The sequence below is a fragment of the Caballeronia telluris genome (assembly GCF_001544495.1).
GTDB lineage: Bacteria > Pseudomonadota > Gammaproteobacteria > Burkholderiales > Burkholderiaceae > Caballeronia > Caballeronia telluris.
Map to the genome: position 1 here is coordinate 132,863 of NZ_FCNZ02000016.1, position 23,865 is coordinate 156,727.

General features: G+C 66.0%; 27 protein-coding genes and 2 riboswitches. Of the genes, 14 read left to right on the top strand and 13 right to left on the bottom strand.

What is annotated here, in order from left to right; translation table 11 throughout:
- Positions 1-15: 15 nt before the first annotated feature.
- Genes AWB66_RS20960 through AWB66_RS20970 form a run of 3 tightly spaced genes read right to left on the bottom strand, consistent with a single transcriptional unit; the run spans position 16 to position 4,005 of the window.
- Complete coding sequence (locus tag AWB66_RS20960) at positions 16-1,293, bottom strand: c-type cytochrome (protein ID WP_087632088.1); 1,278 nt, start codon at positions 1,291-1,293, stop codon at positions 16-18.
- Between the two features lie 11 nt (positions 1,294-1,304).
- Positions 1,305-3,545: a xanthine dehydrogenase family protein molybdopterin-binding subunit gene (locus tag AWB66_RS20965; RefSeq protein WP_087632089.1), complete on the bottom strand. Its 2,241-nt coding sequence runs from the start codon at positions 3,543-3,545 to the stop codon at positions 1,305-1,307.
- Between the two features lies 1 nt (position 3,546).
- Positions 3,547-4,005: a (2Fe-2S)-binding protein gene (locus tag AWB66_RS20970; protein WP_087632090.1), complete on the bottom strand. Its 459-nt coding sequence runs from the start codon at positions 4,003-4,005 to the stop codon at positions 3,547-3,549.
- A 180-nt stretch (positions 4,006-4,185) separates the two neighbouring features.
- Between AWB66_RS20970 and AWB66_RS20975 the strand changes: the two genes are divergently transcribed.
- Positions 4,186-4,608 (top strand): hypothetical protein, encoded by a 423-nt coding sequence (locus tag AWB66_RS20975; RefSeq protein ID WP_087632091.1) that lies wholly within the window; start codon positions 4,186-4,188, stop codon positions 4,606-4,608.
- A gap of 78 nt (positions 4,609-4,686) precedes the next feature.
- A complete protein-coding gene (locus AWB66_RS20980; RefSeq protein ID WP_087632092.1) occupies positions 4,687-5,235 on the top strand; it encodes a hypothetical protein in 549 nt (182 codons plus the stop codon).
- Here AWB66_RS20980 and AWB66_RS20985 read toward each other — a convergent pair whose 3' ends face one another.
- A complete protein-coding gene (locus AWB66_RS20985) occupies positions 5,236-5,532 on the bottom strand; it encodes a DUF2934 domain-containing protein (RefSeq protein ID WP_087632093.1) in 297 nt (98 codons plus the stop codon).
- 35 nt (positions 5,533-5,567) lie between these two features.
- Complete coding sequence (locus tag AWB66_RS20990; protein WP_087632094.1) at positions 5,568-5,987, bottom strand: hypothetical protein; 420 nt, start codon at positions 5,985-5,987, stop codon at positions 5,568-5,570.
- 418 nt (positions 5,988-6,405) lie between these two features.
- On the opposite strand from AWB66_RS20990, the gene AWB66_RS20995 reads away from it, so the two are divergent.
- The 6 genes from AWB66_RS20995 to AWB66_RS21020 all read left to right on the top strand — a co-directional run bounded on the left by AWB66_RS20995 (position 6,406) and on the right by AWB66_RS21020 (position 11,983).
- The gene (locus AWB66_RS20995) at positions 6,406-7,464 is read left to right on the top strand and encodes a phytoene/squalene synthase family protein (RefSeq protein WP_087632095.1); all 1,059 of its coding nucleotides are present in this window, start codon (positions 6,406-6,408) and stop codon (positions 7,462-7,464) included.
- 213 nt (positions 7,465-7,677) lie between these two features.
- Positions 7,678-8,544 carry an STAS domain-containing protein gene (locus AWB66_RS21000; protein WP_087632096.1) on the top strand — a complete coding sequence of 289 codons (867 nt, stop codon included), beginning with the start codon at positions 7,678-7,680 and terminating at the stop codon, positions 8,542-8,544.
- A 2-nt stretch (positions 8,545-8,546) separates the two neighbouring features.
- Positions 8,547-8,927 carry an STAS domain-containing protein gene (locus tag AWB66_RS21005; protein ID WP_087632097.1) on the top strand — a complete coding sequence of 127 codons (381 nt, stop codon included), beginning with the start codon at positions 8,547-8,549 and terminating at the stop codon, positions 8,925-8,927.
- 35 nt (positions 8,928-8,962) lie between these two features.
- A complete protein-coding gene (locus AWB66_RS21010) occupies positions 8,963-9,325 on the top strand; it encodes an anti-sigma regulatory factor (protein ID WP_087632098.1) in 363 nt (120 codons plus the stop codon).
- Positions 9,310-10,317, top strand: a complete 1,008-nt coding sequence (locus AWB66_RS21015) for an ATP-binding SpoIIE family protein phosphatase (protein ID WP_087632099.1) — start codon at positions 9,310-9,312, stop codon at positions 10,315-10,317. Before AWB66_RS21010 ends, AWB66_RS21015 begins: the two co-directional genes overlap by 16 nt.
- Position 10,318: 1 nt before the next feature.
- Positions 10,319-11,983 carry an ATP-binding response regulator gene (locus tag AWB66_RS21020; RefSeq protein ID WP_087632100.1) on the top strand — a complete coding sequence of 555 codons (1,665 nt, stop codon included), beginning with the start codon at positions 10,319-10,321 and terminating at the stop codon, positions 11,981-11,983.
- Positions 11,984-12,007: 24 nt separating this feature from the next.
- Here AWB66_RS21020 and AWB66_RS21025 read toward each other — a convergent pair whose 3' ends face one another.
- On the bottom strand, positions 12,008-12,745 hold the full coding sequence (locus AWB66_RS21025; RefSeq protein WP_087632101.1) for a dienelactone hydrolase family protein: 738 nt from the start codon (positions 12,743-12,745) through the stop codon (positions 12,008-12,010).
- A 103-nt stretch (positions 12,746-12,848) separates the two neighbouring features.
- Positions 12,849-13,586, bottom strand: coding sequence for a sigma-70 family RNA polymerase sigma factor (locus AWB66_RS21030; protein ID WP_159462924.1), 738 nt, complete (start codon positions 13,584-13,586; stop codon positions 12,849-12,851).
- A gap of 175 nt (positions 13,587-13,761) precedes the next feature.
- Between AWB66_RS21030 and clpP the strand changes: the two genes are divergently transcribed.
- Positions 13,762-14,379, top strand: a complete 618-nt coding sequence (gene clpP / locus AWB66_RS21035) for an ATP-dependent Clp endopeptidase proteolytic subunit ClpP (RefSeq protein ID WP_087632103.1) — start codon at positions 13,762-13,764, stop codon at positions 14,377-14,379.
- Between the two features lie 13 nt (positions 14,380-14,392).
- On the opposite strand, the gene AWB66_RS21040 is transcribed toward clpP, so the two are convergent.
- Positions 14,393-15,667 carry a D-amino acid dehydrogenase gene (locus tag AWB66_RS21040; RefSeq protein WP_087632104.1) on the bottom strand — a complete coding sequence of 425 codons (1,275 nt, stop codon included), beginning with the start codon at positions 15,665-15,667 and terminating at the stop codon, positions 14,393-14,395.
- Between the two features lie 83 nt (positions 15,668-15,750).
- A riboswitch (glycine riboswitch) is annotated at positions 15,751-15,845 on the bottom strand.
- Positions 15,846-15,848: 3 nt separating this feature from the next.
- A riboswitch (glycine riboswitch) is annotated at positions 15,849-15,944 on the bottom strand.
- A 158-nt stretch (positions 15,945-16,102) separates the two neighbouring features.
- On the opposite strand from AWB66_RS21040, the gene AWB66_RS21045 reads away from it, so the two are divergent.
- From AWB66_RS21045 to AWB66_RS21055, 3 genes are all read left to right on the top strand, one after another.
- Positions 16,103-16,327 carry a hypothetical protein gene (locus AWB66_RS21045; protein WP_125469765.1) on the top strand — a complete coding sequence of 75 codons (225 nt, stop codon included), beginning with the start codon at positions 16,103-16,105 and terminating at the stop codon, positions 16,325-16,327.
- Positions 16,328-16,559: 232 nt separating this feature from the next.
- Complete coding sequence (flhD, locus tag AWB66_RS21050) at positions 16,560-16,877, top strand: flagellar transcriptional regulator FlhD (protein WP_087632105.1); 318 nt, start codon at positions 16,560-16,562, stop codon at positions 16,875-16,877.
- Positions 16,878-16,898: 21 nt separating this feature from the next.
- Complete coding sequence (locus AWB66_RS21055) at positions 16,899-17,123, top strand: hypothetical protein (RefSeq protein ID WP_087632106.1); 225 nt, start codon at positions 16,899-16,901, stop codon at positions 17,121-17,123.
- Between the two features lie 42 nt (positions 17,124-17,165).
- Here the strand turns inward: AWB66_RS21055 and AWB66_RS21060 are convergent, their stop codons facing one another.
- Both AWB66_RS21060 and AWB66_RS21065 read right to left on the bottom strand, forming a co-directional pair.
- Positions 17,166-18,437 carry a hypothetical protein gene (locus AWB66_RS21060; RefSeq protein ID WP_200819032.1) on the bottom strand — a complete coding sequence of 424 codons (1,272 nt, stop codon included), beginning with the start codon at positions 18,435-18,437 and terminating at the stop codon, positions 17,166-17,168.
- Positions 18,438-18,801: 364 nt separating this feature from the next.
- Positions 18,802-19,704 (bottom strand): LysR family transcriptional regulator, encoded by a 903-nt coding sequence (locus AWB66_RS21065; protein WP_087632107.1) that lies wholly within the window; start codon positions 19,702-19,704, stop codon positions 18,802-18,804.
- Between the two features lie 82 nt (positions 19,705-19,786).
- Here AWB66_RS21065 and AWB66_RS21070 point away from each other — a divergent pair, with 82 nt between their 5' ends.
- Positions 19,787-20,554, top strand: a complete 768-nt coding sequence (locus tag AWB66_RS21070) for a sulfite exporter TauE/SafE family protein (RefSeq protein WP_087632108.1) — start codon at positions 19,787-19,789, stop codon at positions 20,552-20,554.
- Between the two features lie 413 nt (positions 20,555-20,967).
- Positions 20,968-21,381: a DoxX family protein gene (locus AWB66_RS21075; RefSeq protein ID WP_087632109.1), complete on the top strand. Its 414-nt coding sequence runs from the start codon at positions 20,968-20,970 to the stop codon at positions 21,379-21,381.
- A 16-nt stretch (positions 21,382-21,397) separates the two neighbouring features.
- On the opposite strand, the gene AWB66_RS21080 is transcribed toward AWB66_RS21075, so the two are convergent.
- The 3 genes from AWB66_RS21080 to AWB66_RS21090 form a co-directional block, all read right to left on the bottom strand.
- Positions 21,398-22,639, bottom strand: coding sequence for an MFS transporter (locus AWB66_RS21080; protein WP_087632110.1), 1,242 nt, complete (start codon positions 22,637-22,639; stop codon positions 21,398-21,400).
- A 60-nt stretch (positions 22,640-22,699) separates the two neighbouring features.
- Positions 22,700-23,248, bottom strand: coding sequence for a DUF2889 domain-containing protein (locus tag AWB66_RS21085; protein ID WP_087632111.1), 549 nt, complete (start codon positions 23,246-23,248; stop codon positions 22,700-22,702).
- A gap of 14 nt (positions 23,249-23,262) precedes the next feature.
- Positions 23,263-23,865 (bottom strand): electron transfer flavoprotein subunit alpha/FixB family protein (locus AWB66_RS21090; protein WP_200819033.1); only part of this gene is annotated, 603 nt, incomplete at its 5' end.

Sequence of the window (23,865 nt, forward strand, 5' to 3'; positions counted from 1 at the left end):
CAGGGGCCAGCGCTTTTACTTTGCGGCTTGCGTCGACTTGCGCAACTTCGCGACGTCCTCCACCGACACCGCCGCCGCGCCGTTATTCCAGCCGCCGCGGATGAACGTGAGCACATCGGCGATCTGTTTGTCCGAGAGCGTCGGTGCGTATTTCGGCATCGGATACGCGGACGGCAAGCCCTGAATCACCAGATCCTGCGTGCCATTGAGCGTCACGTTGATGAGCGACGACGCATCTTTTTCCATCACGTTCGGATTGCCCGCAAGCGGCGCGAGCATCGGCGCAAAACCCATTCCGTCGACACCGTGGCAATGCATGCAGTACGCGGTATAAACCTTGGCGCCGGCATCGACCGCGGGATGCGCGAGCGACACCTTCGTTACGTTCGGATCGTACGCATAGCGCGGCGCATTCGTGCCGCCGGACGCGGGCAGTGACTTCAGGTATTGCGACATCGCGGTGATGTCCTCGTCGGTCAGGCCCTGCGTGCTGTGGTTGATCACGTCCGTCATCGAGCCGAATGCGGAGGCGTGCTTGTTCGCACCGGTCTTCAGGAACTGCGAGACTTCGCCTTCCGACCAGCGCCCGAGCCCGACGTTGTACTCGCCGGTCAGGTTCGACGCGAACCAGCCGTCGAGCAGGCCGCCCGTCAGGAACGCGCTGCCGCTCTCGTCGAGCGCTTTCTCCTGGAACGCGATGCCGCGCGCCGTGTGGCACGAGCCGCAATGTCCGAGTCCCTGGATGAGGTACGCACCGCGATTCCACGCGACGTCCTTGCCGCTCTTGTCCTGATACACGGCCTTGTCGAGGAAGACGACGTTCCAGAGCTTGAGCGGCCAGCGCATATTGAGCGGGAACGGAATGTCGGACGCGCGATTCGCTTGCCTGACGGGCGCCACGCCCTTCATGAAGTACGCGTAGAGCGCCTTCACGTCGTCGTCGCGGACCTTCGCGTAGGACGGGTAAGGCATCGCCGGATAGAGATTGTGACCGTCCTTCGCGACGCCGCGTCGCAACGCGCCGTCGAAGTCCTGCTCGCTCCAGTTGCCGATGCCCGTTTCCGGATCGGGCGTGATGTTGGTCGTGTAGATGCGGCCCATCGGTGTGTTCATCGGCAGGCCGCCGGCGAACGGTTTACCGCGTGGCGCCGAGTGGCACGCGATGCAATCGCCGGCCTTCGCGAGATACGCGCCACGCGCGACGAGCGCGTCGTCGGCGGTGGCCGCGCCGGCGCCCGACGAAGCCGCAAACGACAAGGCAAGGCCGATGCCTGCAAGGATTTTTCTTGGCATGTCGGTTCTCCTCACGCGGTGTGCAGTTGACGGCCGACCGGCAACTGCTTCAGGCGTTTGCCTGTCGCGGCGTAGATCGCGTTGGTGAGCGCGGGCGCGAGCGCCGCGGTGCCCGGTTCGCCGATGCCGCCGGGCGCCTCCGTGCTCTTCACGATATGCACGTCGATCGGCGGCGTCTGCGAAAGACGCAGCATGCGGTAATCGGTGAAATTGCTCTGCTCGACGCGGCCGTCCTTGATCGTGACCTCGCCGTACAGCGCTGCCGTGATCGCAAAGATGATGCCGCCCTGGATCTGCGCCTCGACCGTATTCGGATTCACGACCATGCCGCAGTCGACCGCGCACACGATGCGGTTCACCGCGACCTCGCCGTTGTCGACGCTCACGTCGGCGACGATCGAAAAGAAGCTGCCGAACGCGTGCATCACCGAGATGCCGCGTCCCTGTCCTTGCGGTGGCGCGCTGCCCCAGTTGGCCGCTTTCGTCGCGACGTCGAGCACGTTGAGTGCGCGCGGCGTCTTGCCGAGCAGGTTGCGCCGGTACGTCGCGGGATCGATCTTCGCCTGCACCGCGAGTTCGTCGATGAAGCTCTCCACGACGAACGTGCCGCGCGTCGGTCCGACACCGCGCCAGAACGCGGTGGGAATGTCGCGCGGCTCCTGCCGCACATAATCGACCAGTTGATTCGGCAGGTCGTAGGGCAGGTCCGCTGCGACTTCGACGGCATCCGGATCGAGCCCGTTCTTGAACGCGGGCGGCGCGAAGCGCGCCATTACCGACGAGCCGACGATGCGATGCTTCCACGCCACGGGCTTGCCGTTCGCGTCGAGCCCGGCCGAGATCGCGTCGTAGTAGTACGGCCGGTACATGTCGTGCTGGATGTCTTCCTCGCGCGAGTAGGTGACCTTCACCGGCGCGTCGACCTGCTTGCCGATCAAGAGCGCGTTCGCGATGAAGTCGGTCTCCAGCCGCCGCCCGAAGCCGCCGCCGAGCAGGTGATTGTGGATCGTGATCTTCTCGGCGGGCAGGCCCGTGACGCGCTTCGCGGCATCGACGGCGCGTGTCGGTACTTGCGTGCCGACCCAGACGTCGCACGCATCGGCGCGCACGTGGACCGTGCAGTTGACGGGCTCCATCGTCGCGTGCGCGAGGAACGGCTGCTGGTAGACCGAATCGACGCGCGTCTTGGCGTCCTTGAATGCGCGGTCGATGTCGCCTTCCTTGCGTGCCACCGCGCCGTCGCGCTTCGCGGCGTTCGCGAGGTCGTCGATCAGATGCTGCATCTGCAGGTCCGCGCCCTTGCCCTCGTTCCACGTGAGGACGAGCGCGGACGCACCGCGCTTCGCGGCCCACGTGTGGTCGCCGATCACGGCCACCGCGTTGTCGAGCTTCACGACCTGCGTGACGCCCGGCACCTTCTTCGCGACCGTGTCGTCGACGCTCGCAAGCGTGCCGCCAAACACCGGGCAGTTCACGATGGCCGCGTACTTCATGCCGGGCAGGCGCACGTCGAGCCCGAATACGGCGGTGCCGTCGACTTTCTCCGGCGAGTCGATGCGTTTCGCCTGCGTGCCGACGAGCTTGAAATCCTTCGGGTCCTTGAGCGGCACGTTCTGCGGCGCTGGCAGCTTCGCGGCGGCCTCGACGAGATCGCCGTACGCGATCGAGCGGCTGCTCGCGGCGTGCTTCACCTGGCCGCTCTCGGCGTGGCACGCGGCCGGATCGACCTGCCATTGCTGCGCCGCCGCCGTGACGAGCAGCACGCGGGCCGTCGCGCCCGCGCGGCGCATCGGTTCCCACGCATAGCGGATCGACGTCGATCCGCCCGTCAGCTGGCCGCCGAGCAGCGGGTCCGCGAAGAGCGCCTCGTTCGGCGGCGCGTGCGCGACCGTCACGCTGTCGAGCGGCACTTCGAGTTCCTCGGCGATCAGCATCGGGATGGACGTGTAGACGCCTTGCCCCATCTCGACCTTCGGAATCACGAGCGTGACCTTGCCCGCGCGGTCGATCTGCACGAACGCGTTCGGCTGGAACACGCCTTCTTGCGGCGCTTCGTTGCCGTCGCCGCTCACGACCGATTTGGCACCGGGCGCGGGCTGGCCCGCGGCGGAGAAGCTGAAGCCGAGCAGCAGCCCGCCGCCCGCCGCGGCACCCACCGAGACGCCGAACTTCAGGAACGTGCGGCGCGTCAGGCCGGAATGGCGCGCGTCGGGTGCGCGGCCGTTTTGCGCATCGATCAGTCCTTGCGACATGTCACGCCCCCTTTGCGGCGTGCTTGATCGCCGCGCGGATGCGGTTGTACGTGCCGCAGCGGCAGACGTTGCCGTCCATCGCGGCGTCGATGTCCGCGTCGCTCGGATTCGGATTCGCCGCGATCAGCGCCGCCGCCGACATCACCTGCCCGGACTGGCAGTAGCCGCACTGCACGACGTCGAGTTCCTTCCAGGCGTCCTGCACTTTCTTGCCGGCGGGCGTGCCGCCGACGGCTTCGATCGTCGTGATCTTGCGCCCGCCCACGGCCGCGACGGGCAGCACGCACGAGCGCACGGCGGCGCCGTCGAGATGGACCGTGCACGCGCCGCACTGCGCGATGCCGCAGCCGAACTTCGTGCCGGTCAGCCCGACCAGATCGCGGATCGCCCATAGCAGGGGCATGTCGGGAGGGGCGTCGACGTCGTGATTCTCGCCATTGACGTTCAGCGTGATTGCCATGTTCAGCTCCGATGTGGGGTTGTTTTTGTGTGCATTGCAGATCCTTGCGGGCGAGGGCGGGCTGGCAGCGCGCGACGCCGTTTTCGGTCATGCTGTAGACGAATGGAGCCTTTGTACCAGAAGCCCGTTATTTGCGCTTCGACGGCCGGGAGCGGCGCGCTTCCGAGGAGGAGAGACACGATGGACGACCGATGGCAGTTTCAACTGCGACTCGACGCATCGGCGGAACTGGCCGCTGCACTACGCGAGGGTGCCGCACGCCCGGAGGACGAACCGCTCTTCGACGTGCTGCGCCGACACCGCGCCACGCTCAAATGCCAGTTCGACGCCTTCAAGGAGTACGTCGACGAAGCGCAGGCCCGGGGCGCCGACGGCTATCCGCTCTTCGCATGGACGCGGGCGACCATCGAGGACCCCGCAAAGAAGGCGAAGTATCTGCGCGTGTTTACCGTGTATGCCGACGGCGACGAGGTCTACGGAAAGGGCGTTGCCGACGCGCTGGAGAGCGACCTGCTCGCGTTGGGAAAAGACACGGGGATCGCGCACATCGCGCGCTTCGATACCAATCCGGCGAACAACCCGCAGCCGCCCGCGACGCCATGAGGTGCGGAACGTCCCTTGCTGATCGCTATCACACGTCACCCTCGCACTCAAACGACCACGCATGACAAGGAGCATCACATGGAAAAGGGCGGTTCGAAGCATTCCGGCGCCGAGGCGATCACGCTGATCGACGAGCAACTTCGCGTGTTGACGATCGCGCTCGGCGGCGCCGGTGCGTTGTCGCCGGCCGACGGGGTCGAACTGGCGCGCAAGCACGCGCCGCCGCTCGTGCTCGGGGCGCAGCCGCCGGCCGGCGCCGACACCGAGCCGCCTTCGCGCGCCAAAGTGCAGCGCGTGCTCGTGACGAATGCGCTGCTCGCGGTGGGCGGCTTTCTCGAAGATCACGACATCGCCAACTCGCGCGCGCCGGAGATCCAGTTCCTGAGCCGCGTCCGCGATGCGATCAGGAACGGCAACGTGCTGACGCTACGCCCGGGCGAATCGGTGCCGGAGACCCATCTGGGCGATCTGACGATTCGCGCATCGGACACCGGCCGGCCGCTCTTTTGCGAGGACGACGAAGCCAACGGATTGATGCGTATCGGCGATGCGGTCGCGCTTTTGCAGCGTGTCGCCGACCATTTGCGCGGCATGCGGCATCTGTACAGCGCAGGCGACGCTGGGTAGTCAGCCCTGCGCTTCGAGCTTCGCCTTCGAGCGCGGGGGCTTTGTCGCTGCGGCGGGTGCGGCCTTCGGTGCGGCCGTCTTGCGCGGCTTGACGGCTTTTGCCGAAACGCTCGCGCCGGCCGGTCGTTCGGCAGCCTTGGTGCGCCGCTTGACGGTCTTCTTCGGCGCACTCACCTCGGCTTGCGCGAGGCGCCAGAACTCTTCCGCGCGTCCGTCGGGGCGGCCGTCGGCTTCCCAGAGGTGATACGCGCGCACGCGGATTTGCGCTTCGAGGCTTTGCGATTCGATGTCGTTCATTGCAATGTCGGAAGAAGTAAAAGAGGGCTAGCGGATCACGCCATGACGCCTTGCGCATCGACGTCCGCGGTGCCGAGCCGGCAGAAGATGTCGCAGACCTCGGACATCTCGGCGTCGTCCGCGATACTCACGATCACGCGCATGCATTGAAGGTCGTCGGCGATTTCAGCTTCGAAACGCGACGTCGCCGGGTCAGCGTAGTCGTGGTCGTTGTCGAACAGGCTGTCGTGCCAGTCGATCACGCCGAGATGTTCGCCATGTCCGGCATATTCGGCGTTCATCCAGTGCGTCGCGACGATCGCGTCCCGGGTCGCGGCCGCGCATGGATCGACGGCGAAACGCGCGGTGCCGTCGACGCGGATACGGTCGCCGCCGATGCCGAGCGCGCGCAAATCGTCGAGGGCTTCGGCGAGCTTGCGGGTGCCGCGAAACGCGCCGGTTACTTCACGCATCATGCTTGTCTCCATGCAGCGCCGGGCGATGGCGCGGCGAATCAGTGCGATGCCGGGCACGAGTCGGGACGACGGCCGGTCGACGGTCGTGACGTGATTCCTTGCGGGAAGAGACGGCGACCATCGCGACGGGCGGGCAGGTGAGCCGCTCTGCGGTGGCACGCGGGTCCGCGCGAATTCCGAAACAAAAAGAATGGGCGGGTGCGACAAATCCGAAGCAGATCAGGAGGCTGACCGCAACGTTCGACTTCATGCGGTACTTGAACTCTAATGCTCAACAATAAGATTTTCAACGAAATATTTCGCGGAAAATCATCTGAAGAATCGGCGCCCAAGAGCGGCGGACGCGCCACGGCCGCGCCGATGCGCGCGCTACAATGCCGCGGCACCGTTTTCCACCGATCCTCATTTGACCTCAGCCATGACCGTCCCAGCCGGGCATTTCCTTCTCGGCCCGCTATTGAAGAGCGTCTCGCGCTCGTTCTATCTGACGCTGCGCATTCTGCCTGCCGGGATGCGCGATCCGGTCGGGCTTGCCTATCTGCTCGCGCGTGCCGCCGACACGATCGCCGATACCTCGCTCATCCCGCCCGGCCGGCGCCTCGAACTGCTGCTCGGCCTGCGTGCGCAGGTCAACGGTGAACCGGCCGGCGGCGCGCTCGATGCCGCGATGTTGGATGTCGCGAGCCAGCAGACGCAGCCGGACGAAAAGGTGCTGCTCGAATCAGTGCCGGCGGCGCTCGCACTGCTGTCCCGTTTCGACGATGCCGACCGGCACGCCGTACGCGGCATCGTGACGACGCTCACCGAAGGCATGGAATTCGACCTGCGCACATTCCCGGACGAAACCTCGGGACAGGTTGCCGCGTTGACGGAATGGGACGAACTGGATCGTTACACCTATCTGGTGGCGGGTTGCGTCGGCGAATTCTGGACCGCGATGACGTTCGCGCACCTGCCGGGCGTGCTGAAGGCGAGCCCGGAGACGATGACGGCACGCGGCATCCGCTTCGGCAAGGCGCTGCAGATGACGAACATCTTGCGCGATTGCGGCAAGGACTTGCGCATCGGGCGCTGCTATCTCCCGGCGGTGCTGCTCAGACGCGAGGGATTGCGCGCGGAAGAACTGTTCGCGCCCGACGCATCGCAGCGGGCGGCCCCGGTCCTGTTCGAACTCACGCGCACGACGCTCGACCACTTTCGCGATGCGATCGACTACACGCTAGCCATTCCGGCGCTATCGCTGCGGCTGCGGCTCGCGTGCCTGTGGCCGATCATGATCGGACTGGAGACGATGGCGCTGCTCGTCTTCAACGACCGATGGCTCGATCCCGCGAGCGTGTCGAAGGTTCGTCGCGGCGATGTCTATCGCATCATCGCGCGGTCGTTGCCGATGGCGTTGTCGAACGCGATGTTGCGCGCGTGGTGCGAGCGCATGTTCAGACGTATCGAGGCGCGGATCGTCGCGCGTGCTGCCTAAGGCAGCGATAAACGGCAAAAGCGGCTAAAGCTGCATATTTCTGCGGGTAACAATTACCCAGCTCGTTAAGCTGCTTTATTCATACCCGCACATTATTCCGCTGCCGCGAACCGCAAACGTTTTGCGGTCGCGATTTAATTTCCCGGCTTCCTCAACCGCTATATCATGTTGCCGGTTTAGCAAGCCAAGAACATAACTGCACTGGAGAAGCACTTGAGCGAACCGCACGGTTTGGCCGACATCATCGGCAAGCAGGAATCGAATATCTTGACGGGTTGGGTCAACGAACAACTCGCAACCGCGCGCCAAGGCGTCATCTCCGAAGTCGAGCTCAAAGAAGCCTCGCGCGCGTTTCTCACGCAGTTCTCCCGCGCGGTGTCGAGCGACTATACGGGGCAACTCGAAGGCCCGGCCTGGGACAGCGTGCGCGTGCATCTCGATGCGCTGTCGCGCCAGCGCGTCATCCAGGGCTTTTCCGCATCCGAAACGGCAGGCTTCATCTTCTCGCTGAAAAAGCCGCTCTTCGACGCCTTGCAGAACACCGCCGGCGTCGATTCGGAGAGCCTGCGCGCGGAATTCTGGAAGCTGAGCCAGGTGCTCGACCGCCTCGGCCTCGTGACCGTCGATGCGTATCAGCGCGAACGCCAGCAAGTGATCGAACGTCAGCAGCAGGAACTGCTCGACCTCACCACGCCCGTCGTGAAGCTGTGGGATTCGATCGTGGCGCTGCCGCTCATTGGCACGCTCGACAGCGAGCGCACGCAGGTCGTGATGGAAGGGCTCCTGAACGCGATCGTCGAGAACGAAGCGGCCATCGCGATCATCGACATCACGGGCGTGCCGACCGTCGATACGCTCGTCGCGCAGCATTTGCTCAAGACCGTCGCGGCGGCCCGCCTGATGGGCGCGGAGTGCATCATCAGCGGCATCCGCCCGCAGATCGCGCAGACCATCGTCCATCTCGGCGTCGATCTCGGCGACGTGGTGACGAAGGCGACGCTCGCCGAGGCGCTCAAGATCGCACTGCGCCGTGTCAATCTCACCGTCAGCAAGTTGGGCGCCGTCAGAGCAGGTGATTGAAGATGGAGCAGATTCCGGTTCTCAAGCTTGGCGAATTCCTGCTGGTGTCGATTCAGGTCGAGCTGCATGACGAGCTCGTTCTTTCGCTGCAGGAAGACCTGACCTCGCGCATCGAATCGACCCGGGCCCGCGGCGTGCTGATCGACATTTCGGCGCTGGAAATCGTCGACTCGTTCATCGGCCGCACGCTCGGCCACATCGCGGCGATGGCGCGGGTGCTGGACGCAGAGACCGTGCTGGTCGGCATGCGGCCCGCTGTTGCGATCACGCTTGTGGAGCTCGGCATGACGCTCAAGGGAATTCGAACTGCTCTCGATGTCGACAAGGGTATGGCGATGCTGCGGTCCTCGGCCGACTCGGGAGAATCTTCATCGTCACGCTAAATCGGGTCGTCCTGGATATCCGCACGCCGGCCGAGGTGAACCTCGCTCGCAAGGTCGTGCAGGACTGGGCAACGCGCCTTTCCTTCGGCACGCTCGAACGTACCAAGTTCGTCACGGCGGCGAGCGAACTCGCCCGCAATACGCTCGTGCACGGGCAAGGCGGCACGGTCACGCTCGTCGAAGTGGAGAAGGACGGGCGTCAGGGCATTCAACTGATTTTCGAGGACAACGGTCCCGGCATCCCCAACATCGACAAGGCGCTGGAAGACGGCTACAGCACGGCGAAAAGCATGGGCCTCGGCCTCGGCGGCGCGCGGCGGCTCGTCAACGAGTTCGAGATCGCCTCGACGATCGGCAGCGGGACACGCGTGAGCATCGTGCAATGGAAGCGACGGTAATTCTTTCGGACCAGAGCGGCGTCGCGCACGCCCGCCGGTCCGCTGTCGCGCTCGCGCAGTCACTCGGCTTTTCCGAGCGCGTGCAGGCCGATGCCGCGCTCGTCGTGAGCGAGGCGGCCACCAACATCCTCAAGTACGCGAGGAGCGGCGAGATCCATCTCGCGCCTTACTCGAATCACGCGGACCGGACGGCTAGCGGCATCGAGATCGTCGCGGTGGATCGCGGGCCGGGCATCGTCAACGTGGAGGCGGCCAGAAAGGACGGCTTCTCGACGGGCGGCAGCCTCGGCGCGGGACTCGGCACGATGGAGCGGCATTCCGCGCTGTTCGACTTCTATTCGCTCGCCGGCAGCGGGACGGTGCTGCTTGCGCGGGTCGCGAGCAAGGCTGCAGGCGACGCGGGCAAGCGCCCGTGGACGGTCGGCGCGCGATCGACGCCGAAGCTCGGCCAGCAGATCTGCGGCGACGCGTGGAGCGTGTCGGAGACGGGCGACGCGCTCTGGGTCACGTTGCTCGACGGCCTCGGCCACGGTCCGCTCGCGTCCGAGGCGTCGCACCGGGCGCTCGACGTCTTCAGCGAGCGCGCCCGCGACGATTCGCCCGGCGACGTCCTGCGCGCGGCGCACGCGCGGCTGCGCTCGACGCGCGGTGCGGTGATGGCGGTGGCGAAGTTCGAGCCCGCGACGAAGTCGATGACCTATGCGGGCGTCGGCAACATCATCGCGATCGTGAACACGGGCGAGGTCAACCAGCATCTCGTGTCGACCGACGGAACCGTCGGCTACAACATGCGGCTCGTGCGCCAAAGCCACGCGGACTGGAACGCGCGCAGCGTGTTCATCGCGACGACGGACGGGCTGTCCACGCGCTGGAACCTGAGCCGTCATCCGGACCTGCTCGCGCATCATCCGGTCGTAATCGCTCACGTGCTTCACCGCGACTTCGCGCGCGATAACGACGACGCGTCGATCGTCGTCGTCAAGGCGGCCTGAGATGCAGCACCGAATCCTTTCCACGTCCATCGCGAGCAACCTGAGCCTCGTCGCGATCCGCGACCGCGCGCGGCAGATCGGCGAGCTGTTCGGACTCGACGACCTGCAGCGCACGCGCTTCGTCACGGCGGTGTCGGAAATCGCGCGCAATGCGGTGCAGTTCGCGGGCGGCGGCACGCTGACGTTTTTAGTCGGCGATTCGAGCGAGGCGGCCGGCGTGCAGAGCATCGTCGCGCAGATCGCCGACAAGGGGCCGGGCATCGCGAAGCTGGATCAGATCCTGAGCGGCGTGCATCCCGAGGGCCGGCCGGGCATCGGCCTGACCGGCAGCCGGCGCATGGCGGACGGCTTTTCCGTCAGCACCGGAGCCGGCCGGGGCACGACCGTCACGCTGGAGATGTTGCTGCCGCGCGACAAGCCGCGCCTGACACTCGACAAGCTGAGCGTGCTCGTCGACCAGTTGACGCGGCGCAAGGCGCAGACGCCCGTCGAGGAACTCGAACAGCAGAACCGCGAGATGCTGATCACGCTCGGCGAACTGCGTCGCAAGCAGACCGAGCTGGAAGAAGCCGATGTGCGGAAAAACGAATTCCTCGCGATGCTCGCGCACGAGCTGAGAAATCCGCTCGCGGCGGTGAGCCTCGCGCTGGAACTGGCCGAACGCGGCGGCGCGGCGCACGGCGCGTACGGCGACACGCTCGCGCTGATCGGGCGGCAGACCGCGCAGTTGTCGCGCATGGTGAACGATCTGCTCGACGTGTCGCGGCTCACGCGCGGCAAGGTGGACCTGCACACCGAAGTGGCGCGCATCGACGAGCTGATCGTCGGCGCGCTCGAAATGACGGCGGCCGAACTCGAACGGCGCGGCCATCGCGTGACCACGATCTATCCGCGCGACGTCGCGCTCGTGCGGGGCGATGTCGCGCGCCTGAAGCAGGTGTTCAGCAATATCCTGCACAACGCGGCGCGCTATACGTCCGAGCCCGACGAGATCGTCGTGACGGTCGGTGCAACGGACACGGAAGTGACGATCGAAGTGTGCGATCGCGGCATCGGCATCGAGCCTGCGATGCTGCCGCGCGTCTTCGATTTGTTCGCGCAGGCGTCGACTGCGATCGGGCGGCAGGACGCGGGGCTCGGCATCGGGCTCACGGTCGTGAAGCGTCTCGTGCAGGATCATGGCGGCTCGGTGCGCGTGGAGAGCGCGGGCATCGGCTGCGGAACGACGTTCGTCGTCAGGCTGCCGCGCGTCTACGAACCGCTGCCCGACGAAGTGAACCCGCTCGCCGCCATGCCGCAGCAGCGCGCGCAGCGCATCCTGATCGTCGACGACAACCGCGACGCCGCCGAGGCGCTCGAAGCGCTGCTCACGATGGGCGGACACCAGTGCGAGGTGGCGTTCGACGGCGCGTCGGCGTTCGAAGTGGCGGAGTCGTTCACGCCTTCGGTGGCGGTGATCGACATCGGCCTGCCCGACATGACGGGCTTCGAGGTTGCGCGCGGGCTGCGCGAGAAGGCGCGGGGCCGGCCGTTGTGTCTCGTGGCGCTGAGCGGCTATACCACGCCCGACTTCCGGCAGAGCGCCGACGAAGCGGGATTCGATCACTACTTCGCGAAGCCCATGCCGATCGACGATCTGTACGCGCGGCTGGCGGGGTTGAGCTAGGAGCCGGCGCGCGCGATCCGGCTGTCATGGACGCGCCGCTTCGAGCCCCGGCGAACCTTCCCACAGCGTGCGCCCGAAAAACGTCAGCGTCCGGTCCCACGCCATCTGCGACCAGACCGGATCGAACTGGGTGCGCGCGATGCGGCCCGGCCCGGCGGCCGTTTCGTTCGCGAACGCATGATGGGCAAGATACCGGTGGAACTCGACATCGACGTTGGCCTCGCGCAGCTTCGCTTCGAGCGCGTCGACCGTCTCAGCCGGGAAAAACTGGTCCTGCGCGGCCCAGTGGCCTTGCACGGGCACCTTGATCGCGGATGCATCGATGTAGTCGAGCGGCGGGAAGCCGTACCAGACGACGCCCGCGGCCACACCCGGAACCTGGCACAGCGCAAGCAGCGTGAGCGCGCCGCCCATGCAGTAGCCCGTCACGCCGACGCGCCCCGATCCTTCCTTCAGGTACTCGACCGCGCCGCGAATGTCCTGCGAAGTGGCGTCGCCGAAGTCGAGCGCGCCGAGCAGATGACTCGCCTCTTCCTCTTCGACCGTCGATTTGCCGCGAAACAGGTCCGGCACGAGCGCCCGGTAGCCGCATCGCGCGAAACGGTCCGCGACGCCGCGGATCTGGTCGTTCAGCCCCCACCATTCCTGGATCACGACGATGGCGGGCGCGCCGTCGGGCTTGTCCGGCTGCGCGAGATAGCCCGCTACATCCTGTCCGTCGGGGCGGCGAAAAGTCACCATGGATCCTGCGGTCTTTGGCATGAGACGGTCTCCGTAATCGGCTGGAAGTGGCGCGGGGCCTGGCCTCGCGAGAAGCGCAGCCTATGTTACGCCGAAGCCGTGCGGCGAGCAGTCATGCCATCGGTCAGTCGAATGCCGCTATCGCCGTCGATGCAGCGCCGCGCCGCAAGCGCACGATGAGTGCCGCCGTTTCCAGCGTCGCGAGCGTGCTGGCGCGCGCTCGTGTGTCCGGCGCCGCTGTTGCTGCGGCCGTCGGGATCGATCCGAGAACGGCGTCGCGGTCCTGCCGGGCGATGGCATCGACGAGCGTGGCGACGGCGTCGTCTTCCGCACGCGCGCGTCCGTCCGACCGCGCGTTGTCGTCGAGGATGCGCGCCTTCGCGCGATGCACCATCTGGCGGCAATGCGCGGGCGTGCGCCCGAGCGCCGCCGCGATGCTCGCGTAGTCCGCATCGAACGCTTCGTGCAGCAGGAGCGCCGCGCGCTCTTCGGGACCGAGCCGTTCGAACAGCAGGCGCACCCCATGCGCGACCTGCGACGCCTGCTCGATCCGGTCTTCCGCCGACGGAATCGATGCCTCCCCGGCCGGCGCGGGCAAGGCTTCGTCGAGTTTCTCGCGCTCGCGACGCGCGCGCCGGACGTGATCGATCGCAAGGCGCGTCGCGACCGTCGTGAACCATGCGGCGGGCACGCGCACGTCGTCGGCGGACGACGTGTACCACCGGACGAACGTGTCCTGGACGATGTCCTCGGCGTCCGCCCGGTTGCCGACGATGCGCTGCGCGATCGAATGAATGCGCGCTCGCAGTGTTTCGAAGACCGCGGTCCGCGATGCGGTGGCGTCGTCCGGATCGGTTGTCATGCGCATGGCTCCTCTGCTCGATGTGATGGCGCTTCGAGGCATGACGCGCGGCGCCACGCGAATGTGACAGCGCGGCGGAATTTTTTCGCGTGCGTCACGGCAGGACCCGGCCGGTCGTCAAGTGGAGGAGAGCGCAACGGCGCGATCCCGCCACTTCATACGAAACGGAGCCGCGATGAACCTGCACAAGCGCAACCCGACGAGCCTCAATCTCGTGCCGACCGTCATCGAGCAATCGGGACGCGGCGAGCGTGCCTACGACGTCTATTCGCGCCTCTTGCGCGAGCGCATCGTGTTTCTCGTCGGACCGGTCAACGACCAGACGGCGAGTCTCGTCGTCGCGCAATTGCTGTTTCTGGAAGCGGAGAATCCCGACAAGGATATCGCCCTTTACATCAACTCGCCGGGCGGCTCGGTCTACGACGGCATGGCGATCTACGACACGATGCAGTTCGTGCGCCCCGACGTCTCGACGCTCTGCACCGGCTTCGCGGCGAGCATGGGCACGTTCCTGCTGAATGCGGGAACGAAGGGCAAGCGCTTCGCGCTGCCCAACGCGCGCATCATGATCCATCAGCCGTCGGGCGGCTCGCAGGGCACCGCCGCCGACGTCGCGATCCAGGCGCAGGAAGTCCTGTATCTGCGCGAGCGTCTGAACGCGATCACGGCGGAGCGCACCGGCAAGACGGTCGAAGAGATCGCGCGCGACACCGACCGCGACAACTTCATGTCGGCGGCCGAGGCGCGCGACTACGGGCTGATCGACGAAGTGCTGGCCGGCCGCCGCGAGTGAACCTTGGTGCGTGTTACGAGCGCAGCGGCGCGGGCCGCGGCGTGCCCGCGCCCGCCGGCTTGCGACGGCTCGCGCCGTGCTGGATCGTATCGGCGATCGACTCGGCCGTCGCCGCCGACAGCGTCCAGCCGAGATGCCCGTGCCCGGTGTTGTAGAACACGCCCGGGCGCTTGCCGGCGCCGACCCGTGGCAGCATGCTCGGCAACATCGGTCGCAGGCCGGCCCACGGAATCACGCGCGCGGTCGAGACCTGCGGGAAGAGACGCCGTGTCCAGTCGACGAGCGGCGTAACGCGGTCCGCGCGAATGTCGCGATTGAAGCCGTTGATCTCGGCCGTGCCGGCCACGCGAAAGCGATCGGCACCGAGCCGGCTCGTGACGATCTTCGCGTGGTCGTCGAGAAGGCTGACCCACGGCGCCGCGTTCTGGCTCTGTTCGTCGTCGAGACAGACGGTGATCGAATAACCCTTCACCGGATAGACGTTGACGTGGTCGCCCAGCATGCCGGCGAACGCGCGGCTTTGCACGCCCGCGCACACGACGACCTGCTCGAACACGTCCGCGTGCAGCGCTCCGTCGCGGCGGGCGTCGATCGAGAAGCGCGCGTCGCCGCCTTGCCGGATCGACTCGATCTGCGTGTCGTAGCGGAATTCGACGCCGTGACGCGCGCAGGCATCGGCGAGACCGCGCGTGAACTTGTGGATGTCGCCGGTCGAATCCGACGGCGTGAAGAAGCCGCCATGAAACTCGCCCTGCAATGCGGGCTCGATGCGGCCGATCTCGTTCGCGCCGACCGCATGGCGGTCGAGGCCGCCTTCGCGCAGCAGCGCGTTGACCTTCGCGGCGGCGTCGTAGTCCTTGCGATGCCTGTAAATATGCAGGATCCCGCGCCGTTCCAGGTCGAACGCGATGCCTTCGCGTTCGGCGATCGAAAAGAGATGCTCACGCGCGGCAAGCGCGAGGCGCACGGTCTCGATGGTGTTCGCGCGGTAGTTCGGGATCTGGCGCAGGAACTCGCCCATCCACGAATACTTGTGCCACGAGGGCGACGGATTCATGAGAAGCGGGGCGTCGCGCGTGAGCATCCAGCGCAGGCCCTTCAGCACGGTGGCCGTGCGGTTCCAGACTTCGGCGTTGCTGACGGAGAGCTGGCCGCCGTTCGCGAACGACGTTTCCATCGCCGCATAGCGATGACGTTCGTAGACGGTAACCTGGAAGCCGCGGCGGGCGAGGGCGTAAGCGGTCGTGACGCCGGTAATCCCGGCGCCGATGATGGCGATTCGTGACATGACATGGTCCAGATCGAATTGAGCATCGCCGGATGCCTTCGACCGCGCTCATTGCGCGAGTCGGCTTCCGGCGCCGATGCCCCATCTGTCCATGTACCTGAGAGTTTCTCTTGCGCCAGTGAAGCGGTGATGCGGCGGAAGATCCCCTTCGGTGGGCGCGTCGCGCCTCTCTCCAGATCGTTCCTGCGGCGCGGTCCTTGGGCCTGAGAGTTTCCGGGGCGGTTGCTCCGTCGGCGTCGTCATCGGCTGCCTTGACGATCTCTCCCGCGCTGCATGTCGAGAACAGGTGCAAGGTAACGTCCGCGAATATTGTTGGCAAGTCTTTTCGGCTTCACGGCGAAGCCGCCTGCACGCAAACGATTGTGCGGCATCGCGACGCGGGCGGCGCCGCACGACCGTCCTCAAGTTTGGTTCGCACGCGCCGAAAACTGGTCAATGGAACAAGACAAAGACCTCCCGCTCGGCCGCATGCATCCGCTCCGTGGCGAAGCATTTGCTCTCGCGCTGAGCATCGAGACGATCCGGCGCGCGCGCGGCCGGAGCAACCCGCGCGATTTCACGCTCGGCTCGCCGCAGTGGGAACAGGTCAGCCTCGATTTCGCACGCGACATCCGCTGGGCGCTCGGGATGAACGACGAGGACGACGAGCCGGAACAGTAGTAAGCCCGTTTGTTACACGTGGCCCTCATCCGGACCGCGCCGGTTGGCCGGGCGCGCAATGGTTTGCGCAAGAGTTACCTGGAAATTCTTGCCATCCGAAAAAAACGTCCGAAAACCCATTGCTAATCGTTTGCGGCGACCTTAGACTCCGATCCATCCTGTTACGAAATGTAACGAATGTTACCGGAGTCGGTCCAGAACGACCGTCCTCCCAGCCAGACCGGAGAACGTCATGCAAACCGCCGAGACTTCAGAAGCGATTCGCGAGATCAACCTTTCGTACATCATGCTGGCCCAGCGCCTGTTGCGTGAAGACCGCGCAATCGGCATGTTTCGCCTCGGGCTGTCGCGGGAGATCGCCGACATCCTGGCGAACCTGACGCTCGCGCAGGTCGTGAGGCTGGCCGCGTCGGACCAGTTGCTGTGCTTCTTCCGCTTCAACGACCAGGCGATGCTCACGGCGCTCACGCAGGCGCCGAAGAACTCGACCGTCGCGCCGACGCACGCCGCGATCATCATGGCCGGCCTGCCGGCAGCCCAGTTCGCCTGAGACAACGCGGGTGTGCATTTCATGAACCAGGGCGCGCTATTTCCCTTCGGCGTCGATGAAGCGCTTTTCGACGACGCGCGCCTCGTCGCCGCGCGCGTGAGCGCCATGCGCCGCGCGCAAGGGCAGGCCGTCCCGAGCGACTTCGCGGAGGGCACGCCCGAAGCGGACGCCATCGCACTCGACTTCCTGCGCGACATCGAACGCGCACTCGACCACACCAGCAAGTCGCTGACCGGCGGCCATTAGGCCCGCCGGTCGTCCTTCTCCTGCCTTAAGGCAAACCTCCGCTTACTGTGCCTCGCTCGCCCATACGTAGACCGGCAGCGTGCTGACCGGCGTGCCGATCTGCAGCGTGATCGCACGATGCGAGGTCAGTTCGATCGCGCGCAGGTCGCCCGTATAGCGACGCACGTCGCCGTTGTCGTTGATATAGGCGACCACGGTGCCCGTGATGCCCGCGACGTTCGTCGCCGACAGCGGCTGTCCCCAGATATCGAAGAACTTGCCGAGCGTGAACGACTTGATGTTCGGCGTTTCGATGTGGATGATGCCGGTCTGGTCGTGCGTGTGCATCTCGTAGTTGCACTGTCCCGGAAGGCCGATGTTCATCGGCACCGCGAGCGATTGGCCGTCCTTGAAGATCGCGAGATGCGTGTGCACGTGATAAAGCTCGCTCATGCCGACCGCGCAGACGATGTCGTCGACCGCGGCGCCCTGGCCGCCCGTCGCGGTGTCGCCGTTCGCCCAGAACGCGCTGCCGACCACGCCGCCGTACGTGAGCGTGATAGGCGAGGTGGCGAACGGCGGCGGATCGGTCCACGCATAGGTCGGGATCTGCGTGAGCGGCGTGCCGATCACGATCGTCACTTCGCCATGCGCGGGCAGCACGAGGCTCGCGAGATCGCCGGTGTATTGCGTGAGCACGCCGCCGTTCGTGACATAGGCCGTGATGGGCGTGCCCGTCAAGCCGGCGATGTTCGTCGACGAGAGCGGCTCACCCCAGATCGCGAAGAACTGGCCGAGCGTGTAAGAGCCGTTCGTGCTGGCATCCATGCGGATCTTTCCGGACGAATCGACCGTGTGAACGGGATAGACGCAGCCGGTTTGCGCGGTCATCGTCGGCGCGACCGTGCCGACGTTCGCCGGCAGCGCGAGAAGCTGCCCGTTCTGATAGATCGACAAGTGCGAGTACGTGTATGCGTTGCTCGGGGCGGCGCAGTTGAGGCCGCCGACGGCTTGGCCGATTCCGCCCGTCGCCGTCGAGCCCGCGTTCCATGTCGACGTGCCGAGCGTGGTGCCGTCGATGACAGGGGTGGCCGCGGCGAGTGTCGGCGCGGTCACGGCGGGCTCGCTTGCAGTGGTTGGCGGTTGCGCGGGGACGTCGCTTGCAGTGGTCGGCGGCTGTGCGGTCGTCGCGCTTGCGCCGCTTGCCGGAGCCGCGCCCGAAGTCGATCCGCCTCCCGTGGAGGTGGCCGGACTTCCGCCACCGCCGCCTCCGCAACTAGCCAGCAAAACGAGGCTGCCGATGATACAAGACCGCACAAGCAAGTCACGCGACATGTCTGCACTCCGCAAGATCGATTGAATGAGAATGAGTCGAGCTAAAGAATGTCTTGTCTTGCGTCAGAGCGCAATCGCTGGCGTTACCTAAAAACATCGTGAACGGTGTTCTCTTCTTCATCGAGAAGCGATGAAGCAGCGCATCGGGTAAATGCGTCAGCAATGCGTGCGGCAAGCGGGAAAAGTTGCCGCGCGTCGGGCGCTCTGCTAGCGCTTACGCATGCAATGCGGTGGCAGCAATCGTCTCGTATGATTGATTCGTTCGCTTAACGATTTAAGTGTCCGGCGCGCTATGCGGACATTGCGCTTTGCACGAAGCCCCGCATCTGTGGCCTGGCGCACAATCATGCGCGCGCAACTAGGGCTAGCCGGGTAGCAGTATCTCGATGGGTCCATCGATCAGATGCTGCGCGAGCAATTCGGCATTCGGCGTGAGTGCTGCGAAGTTGCGCGCGCACAGATGAAGCCGTCGCGCGGACCACGGCTCCGACAGCGGCACGATCGCGAGACCCGGGCGGCGCAGCGTCGCTGTCGATGCCTCTGACAATATCGCCACGCCGATACCCGCTTCGACCAGCATGCCGATATGCCAGATGCTGCGCATCTGAATGCGGTAGTTGAGCTGACGCCCGAGTCGAGAGGCACGTTCGGCGAGATGCGTTTCGAGCGCGGCATCGGCGAGTCCGACGAACGGTTCGTCGACGATTTCCGCGAACGACACCGACGCGCCCAGGCTCGCACGATGCGACCGGCTGGCGACCACGACGAGTTGATCGCGCGCGATGAGATGCGTCTGCAGCATCGCGAGATCGGCGATATCGGCCACGACGCCGAGTTCAGCGCGCCCTTCTGCGAGTGCCTGCACGATGTCCGCGCTCGGCCGCTCTTCGAGATCGATGGAAAGATCCGGATACGTCGACAGAAAGCGTTCGAGGCGCGGCGGCAGGAAGGCGGCCAGCGCCGCCGTGTTGGAGAGCAGGCGAATGCGCCCCTTGAGACCCGTCGCGTAGGTTCGCAACTCGCCGCGCATCTGTTCGACCTGACCCAGGATCGCGCGCGCATGGCGCACGAGCGCGGCGCCCGCCGCGGTCACGCGCACGCCGCGCCGATTGCGTTCGAGCAACGGCGCGCCGAGCGCGGCCTCCATCCCGGCGATGCGCTCGCTGACGGAAGCAAGCGCGAGATGCATCGCTTCTGCGCCCCGCGTGAGGCTGCCGCGTTCGACGACGGTCAGGAAGAGCCGCATGTCGGTGAGATCGAAGCGCATTGGAGTCCCTTCGGTTTTGCCGAAGTCTAGCATTGGAAAAGCCAGATTGCCGCCTGAACGGCTCGCCGCTACGATGCCTCGCATGCACTCCCTTTTTCTGGTCTTCGGCGCGGGACTACTGGCCGGCGCGATGAACGCGCTGGCGGGCGGCGGCTCGTTCGTCAGCTTGCCCGCGATGATCGCGGCGGGTGTGCCACCGGTTCAGGCGAACTCTTCGAGTACGGTCGCGCTGTTCCCGGGCGGCCTTGCCAGCGCGTGGGCGTATCGCGACGGACTCGGCCCGGTCGGCTCCGTGACGATGCGCTCGCTGCTCGTCGCCACCCTGATCGGCGGGTTCGCTGGCGCGATTCTGCTGCTGCGGACTTCGTCGGCGGCGTTCTCGGTCGTGCTGCCGTGGCTGCTCTTGATCGCGAGCCTCGCGCTCGCATTCGGGCGGCGTGTCGGCGACGCGTTGCGGACGCGCTATCGCATCCGCGGGTCGGCGGTGCTCGCGATTCAGTTCGGGCTCGGCGTGTACGGCGGCTACTTCGGCGGCGCGGTCGGCATCATGATGATTGCGATGTGGGGCCTGCTCGACACGCGCGACATCAAGAGCCTGAACGCGCCGCGCACGCTGCTCGTCAGCGCGGCGAACGCGGTGGCCGTGCTCACGTTCGTGATCGCGAAGGCGGTCCACTGGCCGGAGACGCTGGCGATGCTGGTCGCGGCGGTCATCGGCGGTTATGGGGGCGCGCAGATCGGGCGGCGCGCGTCGCCCGCGATTGTGCGAACGTGCACGCTCGTGCTGACGTTCTGCATCACGCTCGCGTTTTTCGTCCGGACCTACGCACCCGCTTTGCCGGGCCGATGACGCGTCGGGTTCATCAGAGGAGGGAGGCAGCCATGATGTCAGCATTGCTTCAGACGATCGGCTCGCTCGCCATTCTGGCGAGCATTGCCGCGCGCTTCATTTTTCCGGCGCATCGTTGAAGGCGACGGCCGTGTCCGGCACGCCTTGCGCCGCGTAGGAGAAACTGCCGACGTCCCGCTTTGAATAAAGCGGCATGGCGACAGGCAGCGACGCGATCGATGTAGCGATGCGCTCAAGTTCAGCATGACGACGAATACTTGCCCGGCGCGGCGAATGCCGATACGCTGCGCTGGGCCGGCGAAGCTGCAACGGCCGAGGCGGCGCAATAGTCGCAAGCTGGGCGGCACGAAAGTCTCTAACGAAGTTCCGGCGCGCCGCGCGTGGCCGCCGGCTACATCAGGGAGCGAACTATCATGCGATACACCCTCTTCGAGAACCGCAAGGACGAGCTGATCCTGATCGCCCGCATCCTGCTGATGGTCCTGTTCCTGATCTTCGGATGGAGCAAGCTGACGGCGTACTCCGGCACGGTCGCCTACATGGCGAAGGAGGGCGCGCCGATCCCCGCGCTGTCGGCGGCCATCGCGATCGTGGTGGAATTCTTTGTCGGCATCGCGATCGTGCTCGGGTTCTACACGCGGCCGCTCGCGCTGATCTTCGCGCTCTACACGCTCGGCACGGCGCTGATCGGCCATCCGTTCTGGACGATGGCGGACGGCGAACGCATGGCGAACATGATCAACTTCTACAAGAACGTGAGCATCATGGGCGGCCTGCTCCTGCTGTGCGTCACGGGCGCGGGCCGGTATTCGCTCGACCGGCGCTGACCGTCGCCCGGCCCGTTCACTGGCTGCATCCCGGCTTCTCGACCGCGCGTCGTCGCATCTGCCGATCCGGCAGGCACAGCAGCGCGAGCGCGATGCACGGCACGACGCCAAGCGCGACATAGGCGAACCCGAGACTACTGGTGCGCTCGGCGAGATAGCCGAAGGCGGGCGGACCCACGACCACGCCGAAATACGTGAAGAACAGCGCACCGCCGGTGACGGATGCGACCGCGCCGCGCGGTGCGAGCCGTGCCAGTTCGCCGAGGAACACGCCGTTCCATCCGATCGCCGTCGCGCCGAACACCGCGGACACGACGCACAGCGCCTCAATGCCCCAGTGCGTGGCGAACGAACCCGTCGCCACGCAACTCAGCGCCATGAGCACGCATACGGCCATCAGAACCCGCCGCGACGAGCCGATGCGATCGGCGAGATGGCCCCACAGCAGTCGTCCGGCAATGCCCGCGCCCTGCGCGACGGCGTAGATCACGCCGGCCTGCGCGAGCCCCATACCGGCTTCGCGATGCAGGAACGCCATCAGGTAACCGCTCACCGACAACTGGCACGCGGAGAACAGCAACGAGACGACGGCCATCGAACGCAGTTGCGGATGCGCGAGGACCTCGGCGATCGGCCGGTACCAGGTCGTCGAGATGACGAGGCGCCCGGTCGCTTCGGCGTCGAGTGTGCGAAGCGGGCTGCTGACGAGCGAGACGGCCGCCGCGAGCACGGCGAGCCCCGCAAGGCCGGTCTTCCACGAAAAGAATGTCGCGATGAACGGCAGCGCCGCGCCGGTGAGCAATCCGCCGAGCGGCACGCCCGTCTGCTTGAGCGAGAACGCGATGCCCATGCGCGCGGCAGGCGTGGTGCGCGCGAGGATCTGCGAGCTTGCGGGCGTGATCGGGCCATAGCCGAGTCCGCAGAGGAGCGCGGCGAGAAGCCTCAGGTTTGCGTTGTCGACGCTCAGGAGCGCGAGCGCGAGTGCTTGCAGAAGGAGCGCCGCTTGCGACGCCCTGACAGGACCGAGTCCCGTCACGACCGCGCTGCCGATCACGCTGCCGATCATCGCGCCGAAGTAGACCACCGCGAGGAACACGCCGACCGCGGCCGGTTGCACGCCCGGAATCGCCGGCGCGAGAATCGGAAACGCGAGCGTGGCGGCGGTGGCGACGGCCTGGATCGCAAGCGTGCAGGCGAGCGTCACGATCTGGGCGCCGAGGCTTGCTTGCTCGGGCGGTGCGGTCTGCCGGTTGTTCATCGGTACGTGTTCGGTGGGTTGAGCTTCGGAAGGCTGTGCGCTTGCGACCGCTCGCGACGCTCAACCGGCTTTTTGCAGGTGCGGATCGCGATACCACGTCGGATAGAACAGGCGGACGGCGTCGCCCTCGGTGCGCAGCGCGTGGCAGCCGTCGAGTTGAAACGGCTGCCGCTCGGCCGACGCGTTGATCTCTTCACTCATGGTCTGAAAGGCCGCCGTGGCTACCGCGCCGATCAGTTCGGTCAGGTGCGAGCAGCCGTTCACGCCCCCGAACAGTCCGCGCACCTCGCGCATGAATCCGGCCGTGATCGTCATGCCGATCAGCTTCCGGTAGTCGGGCGCGACGCGCTCGCAAAATCCCACGTAGGGGACGACGGTAGATTCGGCGCGCGCGTCGACGATCAGGAAAGCGGTGCTGACCGTGAGGCAGAGGGACATTTCGTGGATTGGATCGCCTGCGCCGCGGGTGACGCCGTGCGACACGCGGTCATAGGTTTTCGTATCGACGAGATGGCCCTCGATGTCGTACAGGCCATCCTTGCGCTTGTAGCCGCGCAATTCGACGCGTCGTGTGTGAAGCAGTTCGCGCTCGACCGTGGCGAGTCCCATCTGCCTCTCCTCGATCAGAACGTGGCCGCAAGTTCCGGCACGACCGTGAACAGATCGCCGACGAGGCCGTAATCGGCAACACCGAAGATCGGCGCTTCAGCGTCCTTGTTGATCGCGACGATGACTTTCGAGTCCTTCATCCCCGCCAAATGTTGAATGGCACCCGAGATGCCGACTGCCATATACAACTGCGGCGCGACGATCTTGCCGGTTTGACCGACTTGATAATCGTTCGGGACGAAGCCTGCGTCGACTGCGGCACGAGATGCGCCGAGTGCCGCGCCGAGCTTGTCTGCCAACGGTTCGAGCACTTTCGTGTAGTTCTCGCCGTTGCCCAAGCCGCGTCCGCCAGAAACGATGATCGATGCGGACGTCAGTTCCGGACGGTCCAGCTTCGTGAGTTCACGCGACACGAACTGCGAAATGCCAGCGTCCGCTGCCGCTTCGATCTTCTCGACCGCTGCGCTGCCGCCTTCGGCTGCCACCGGATCGAAGCCCGTCGAACGCACCGTGATGACCTTGATCGGGTCGCTTGATTGAACCGTCGCGATGGCGTTGCCCGCGTAGATCGGACGCTCGAAGGTGTCGGCGCTGTCGACTGCCGTGATGTCGCTGAT

What these genes read in the sequence shown, in the direction of transcription:
- AWB66_RS20960 (WP_087632088.1), bottom strand. Translation starts at nt 1,293, where the DNA reads ATGCCAAGAAAAATCCTTGCAGGCATCGGCCTTGCCTTGTCGTTTGCG.
- AWB66_RS20965 (WP_087632089.1), bottom strand. Translation starts at nt 3,545, where the DNA reads ATGTCGCAAGGACTGATCGATGCGCAAAACGGCCGCGCACCCGACGCG.
- AWB66_RS20970 (WP_087632090.1), bottom strand. Translation starts at nt 4,005, where the DNA reads ATGGCAATCACGCTGAACGTCAATGGCGAGAATCACGACGTCGACGCC.
- AWB66_RS20975 (WP_087632091.1), top strand. Translation starts at nt 4,186, where the DNA reads ATGGACGACCGATGGCAGTTTCAACTGCGACTCGACGCATCGGCGGAA.
- AWB66_RS20980 (WP_087632092.1), top strand. Translation starts at nt 4,687, where the DNA reads ATGGAAAAGGGCGGTTCGAAGCATTCCGGCGCCGAGGCGATCACGCTG.
- AWB66_RS20985 (WP_087632093.1), bottom strand. Translation starts at nt 5,532, where the DNA reads ATGAACGACATCGAATCGCAAAGCCTCGAAGCGCAAATCCGCGTGCGC.
- AWB66_RS20990 (WP_087632094.1), bottom strand. Translation starts at nt 5,987, where the DNA reads ATGATGCGTGAAGTAACCGGCGCGTTTCGCGGCACCCGCAAGCTCGCC.
- AWB66_RS20995 (WP_087632095.1), top strand. Translation starts at nt 6,406, where the DNA reads ATGACCGTCCCAGCCGGGCATTTCCTTCTCGGCCCGCTATTGAAGAGC.
- AWB66_RS21005 (WP_087632097.1), top strand. Translation starts at nt 8,547, where the DNA reads ATGGAGCAGATTCCGGTTCTCAAGCTTGGCGAATTCCTGCTGGTGTCG.
- AWB66_RS21015 (WP_087632099.1), top strand. Translation starts at nt 9,310, where the DNA reads ATGGAAGCGACGGTAATTCTTTCGGACCAGAGCGGCGTCGCGCACGCC.
- AWB66_RS21020 (WP_087632100.1), top strand. Translation starts at nt 10,319, where the DNA reads ATGCAGCACCGAATCCTTTCCACGTCCATCGCGAGCAACCTGAGCCTC.
- AWB66_RS21025 (WP_087632101.1), bottom strand. Translation starts at nt 12,745, where the DNA reads ATGCCAAAGACCGCAGGATCCATGGTGACTTTTCGCCGCCCCGACGGA.
- AWB66_RS21030 (WP_159462924.1), bottom strand. Translation starts at nt 13,586, where the DNA reads ATGACAACCGATCCGGACGACGCCACCGCATCGCGGACCGCGGTCTTC.
- clpP (WP_087632103.1), top strand. Translation starts at nt 13,762, where the DNA reads ATGAACCTGCACAAGCGCAACCCGACGAGCCTCAATCTCGTGCCGACC.
- AWB66_RS21040 (WP_087632104.1), bottom strand. Translation starts at nt 15,667, where the DNA reads ATGTCACGAATCGCCATCATCGGCGCCGGGATTACCGGCGTCACGACC.
- AWB66_RS21045 (WP_125469765.1), top strand. Translation starts at nt 16,103, where the DNA reads ATGGAACAAGACAAAGACCTCCCGCTCGGCCGCATGCATCCGCTCCGT.
- flhD (WP_087632105.1), top strand. Translation starts at nt 16,560, where the DNA reads ATGCAAACCGCCGAGACTTCAGAAGCGATTCGCGAGATCAACCTTTCG.
- AWB66_RS21055 (WP_087632106.1), top strand. Translation starts at nt 16,899, where the DNA reads ATGAACCAGGGCGCGCTATTTCCCTTCGGCGTCGATGAAGCGCTTTTC.
- AWB66_RS21060 (WP_200819032.1), bottom strand. Translation starts at nt 18,437, where the DNA reads ATGTCGCGTGACTTGCTTGTGCGGTCTTGTATCATCGGCAGCCTCGTT.
- AWB66_RS21065 (WP_087632107.1), bottom strand. Translation starts at nt 19,704, where the DNA reads ATGCGCTTCGATCTCACCGACATGCGGCTCTTCCTGACCGTCGTCGAA.
- AWB66_RS21070 (WP_087632108.1), top strand. Translation starts at nt 19,787, where the DNA reads ATGCACTCCCTTTTTCTGGTCTTCGGCGCGGGACTACTGGCCGGCGCG.
- AWB66_RS21075 (WP_087632109.1), top strand. Translation starts at nt 20,968, where the DNA reads ATGCGATACACCCTCTTCGAGAACCGCAAGGACGAGCTGATCCTGATC.
- AWB66_RS21080 (WP_087632110.1), bottom strand. Translation starts at nt 22,639, where the DNA reads ATGAACAACCGGCAGACCGCACCGCCCGAGCAAGCAAGCCTCGGCGCC.
- AWB66_RS21085 (WP_087632111.1), bottom strand. Translation starts at nt 23,248, where the DNA reads ATGGGACTCGCCACGGTCGAGCGCGAACTGCTTCACACACGACGCGTC.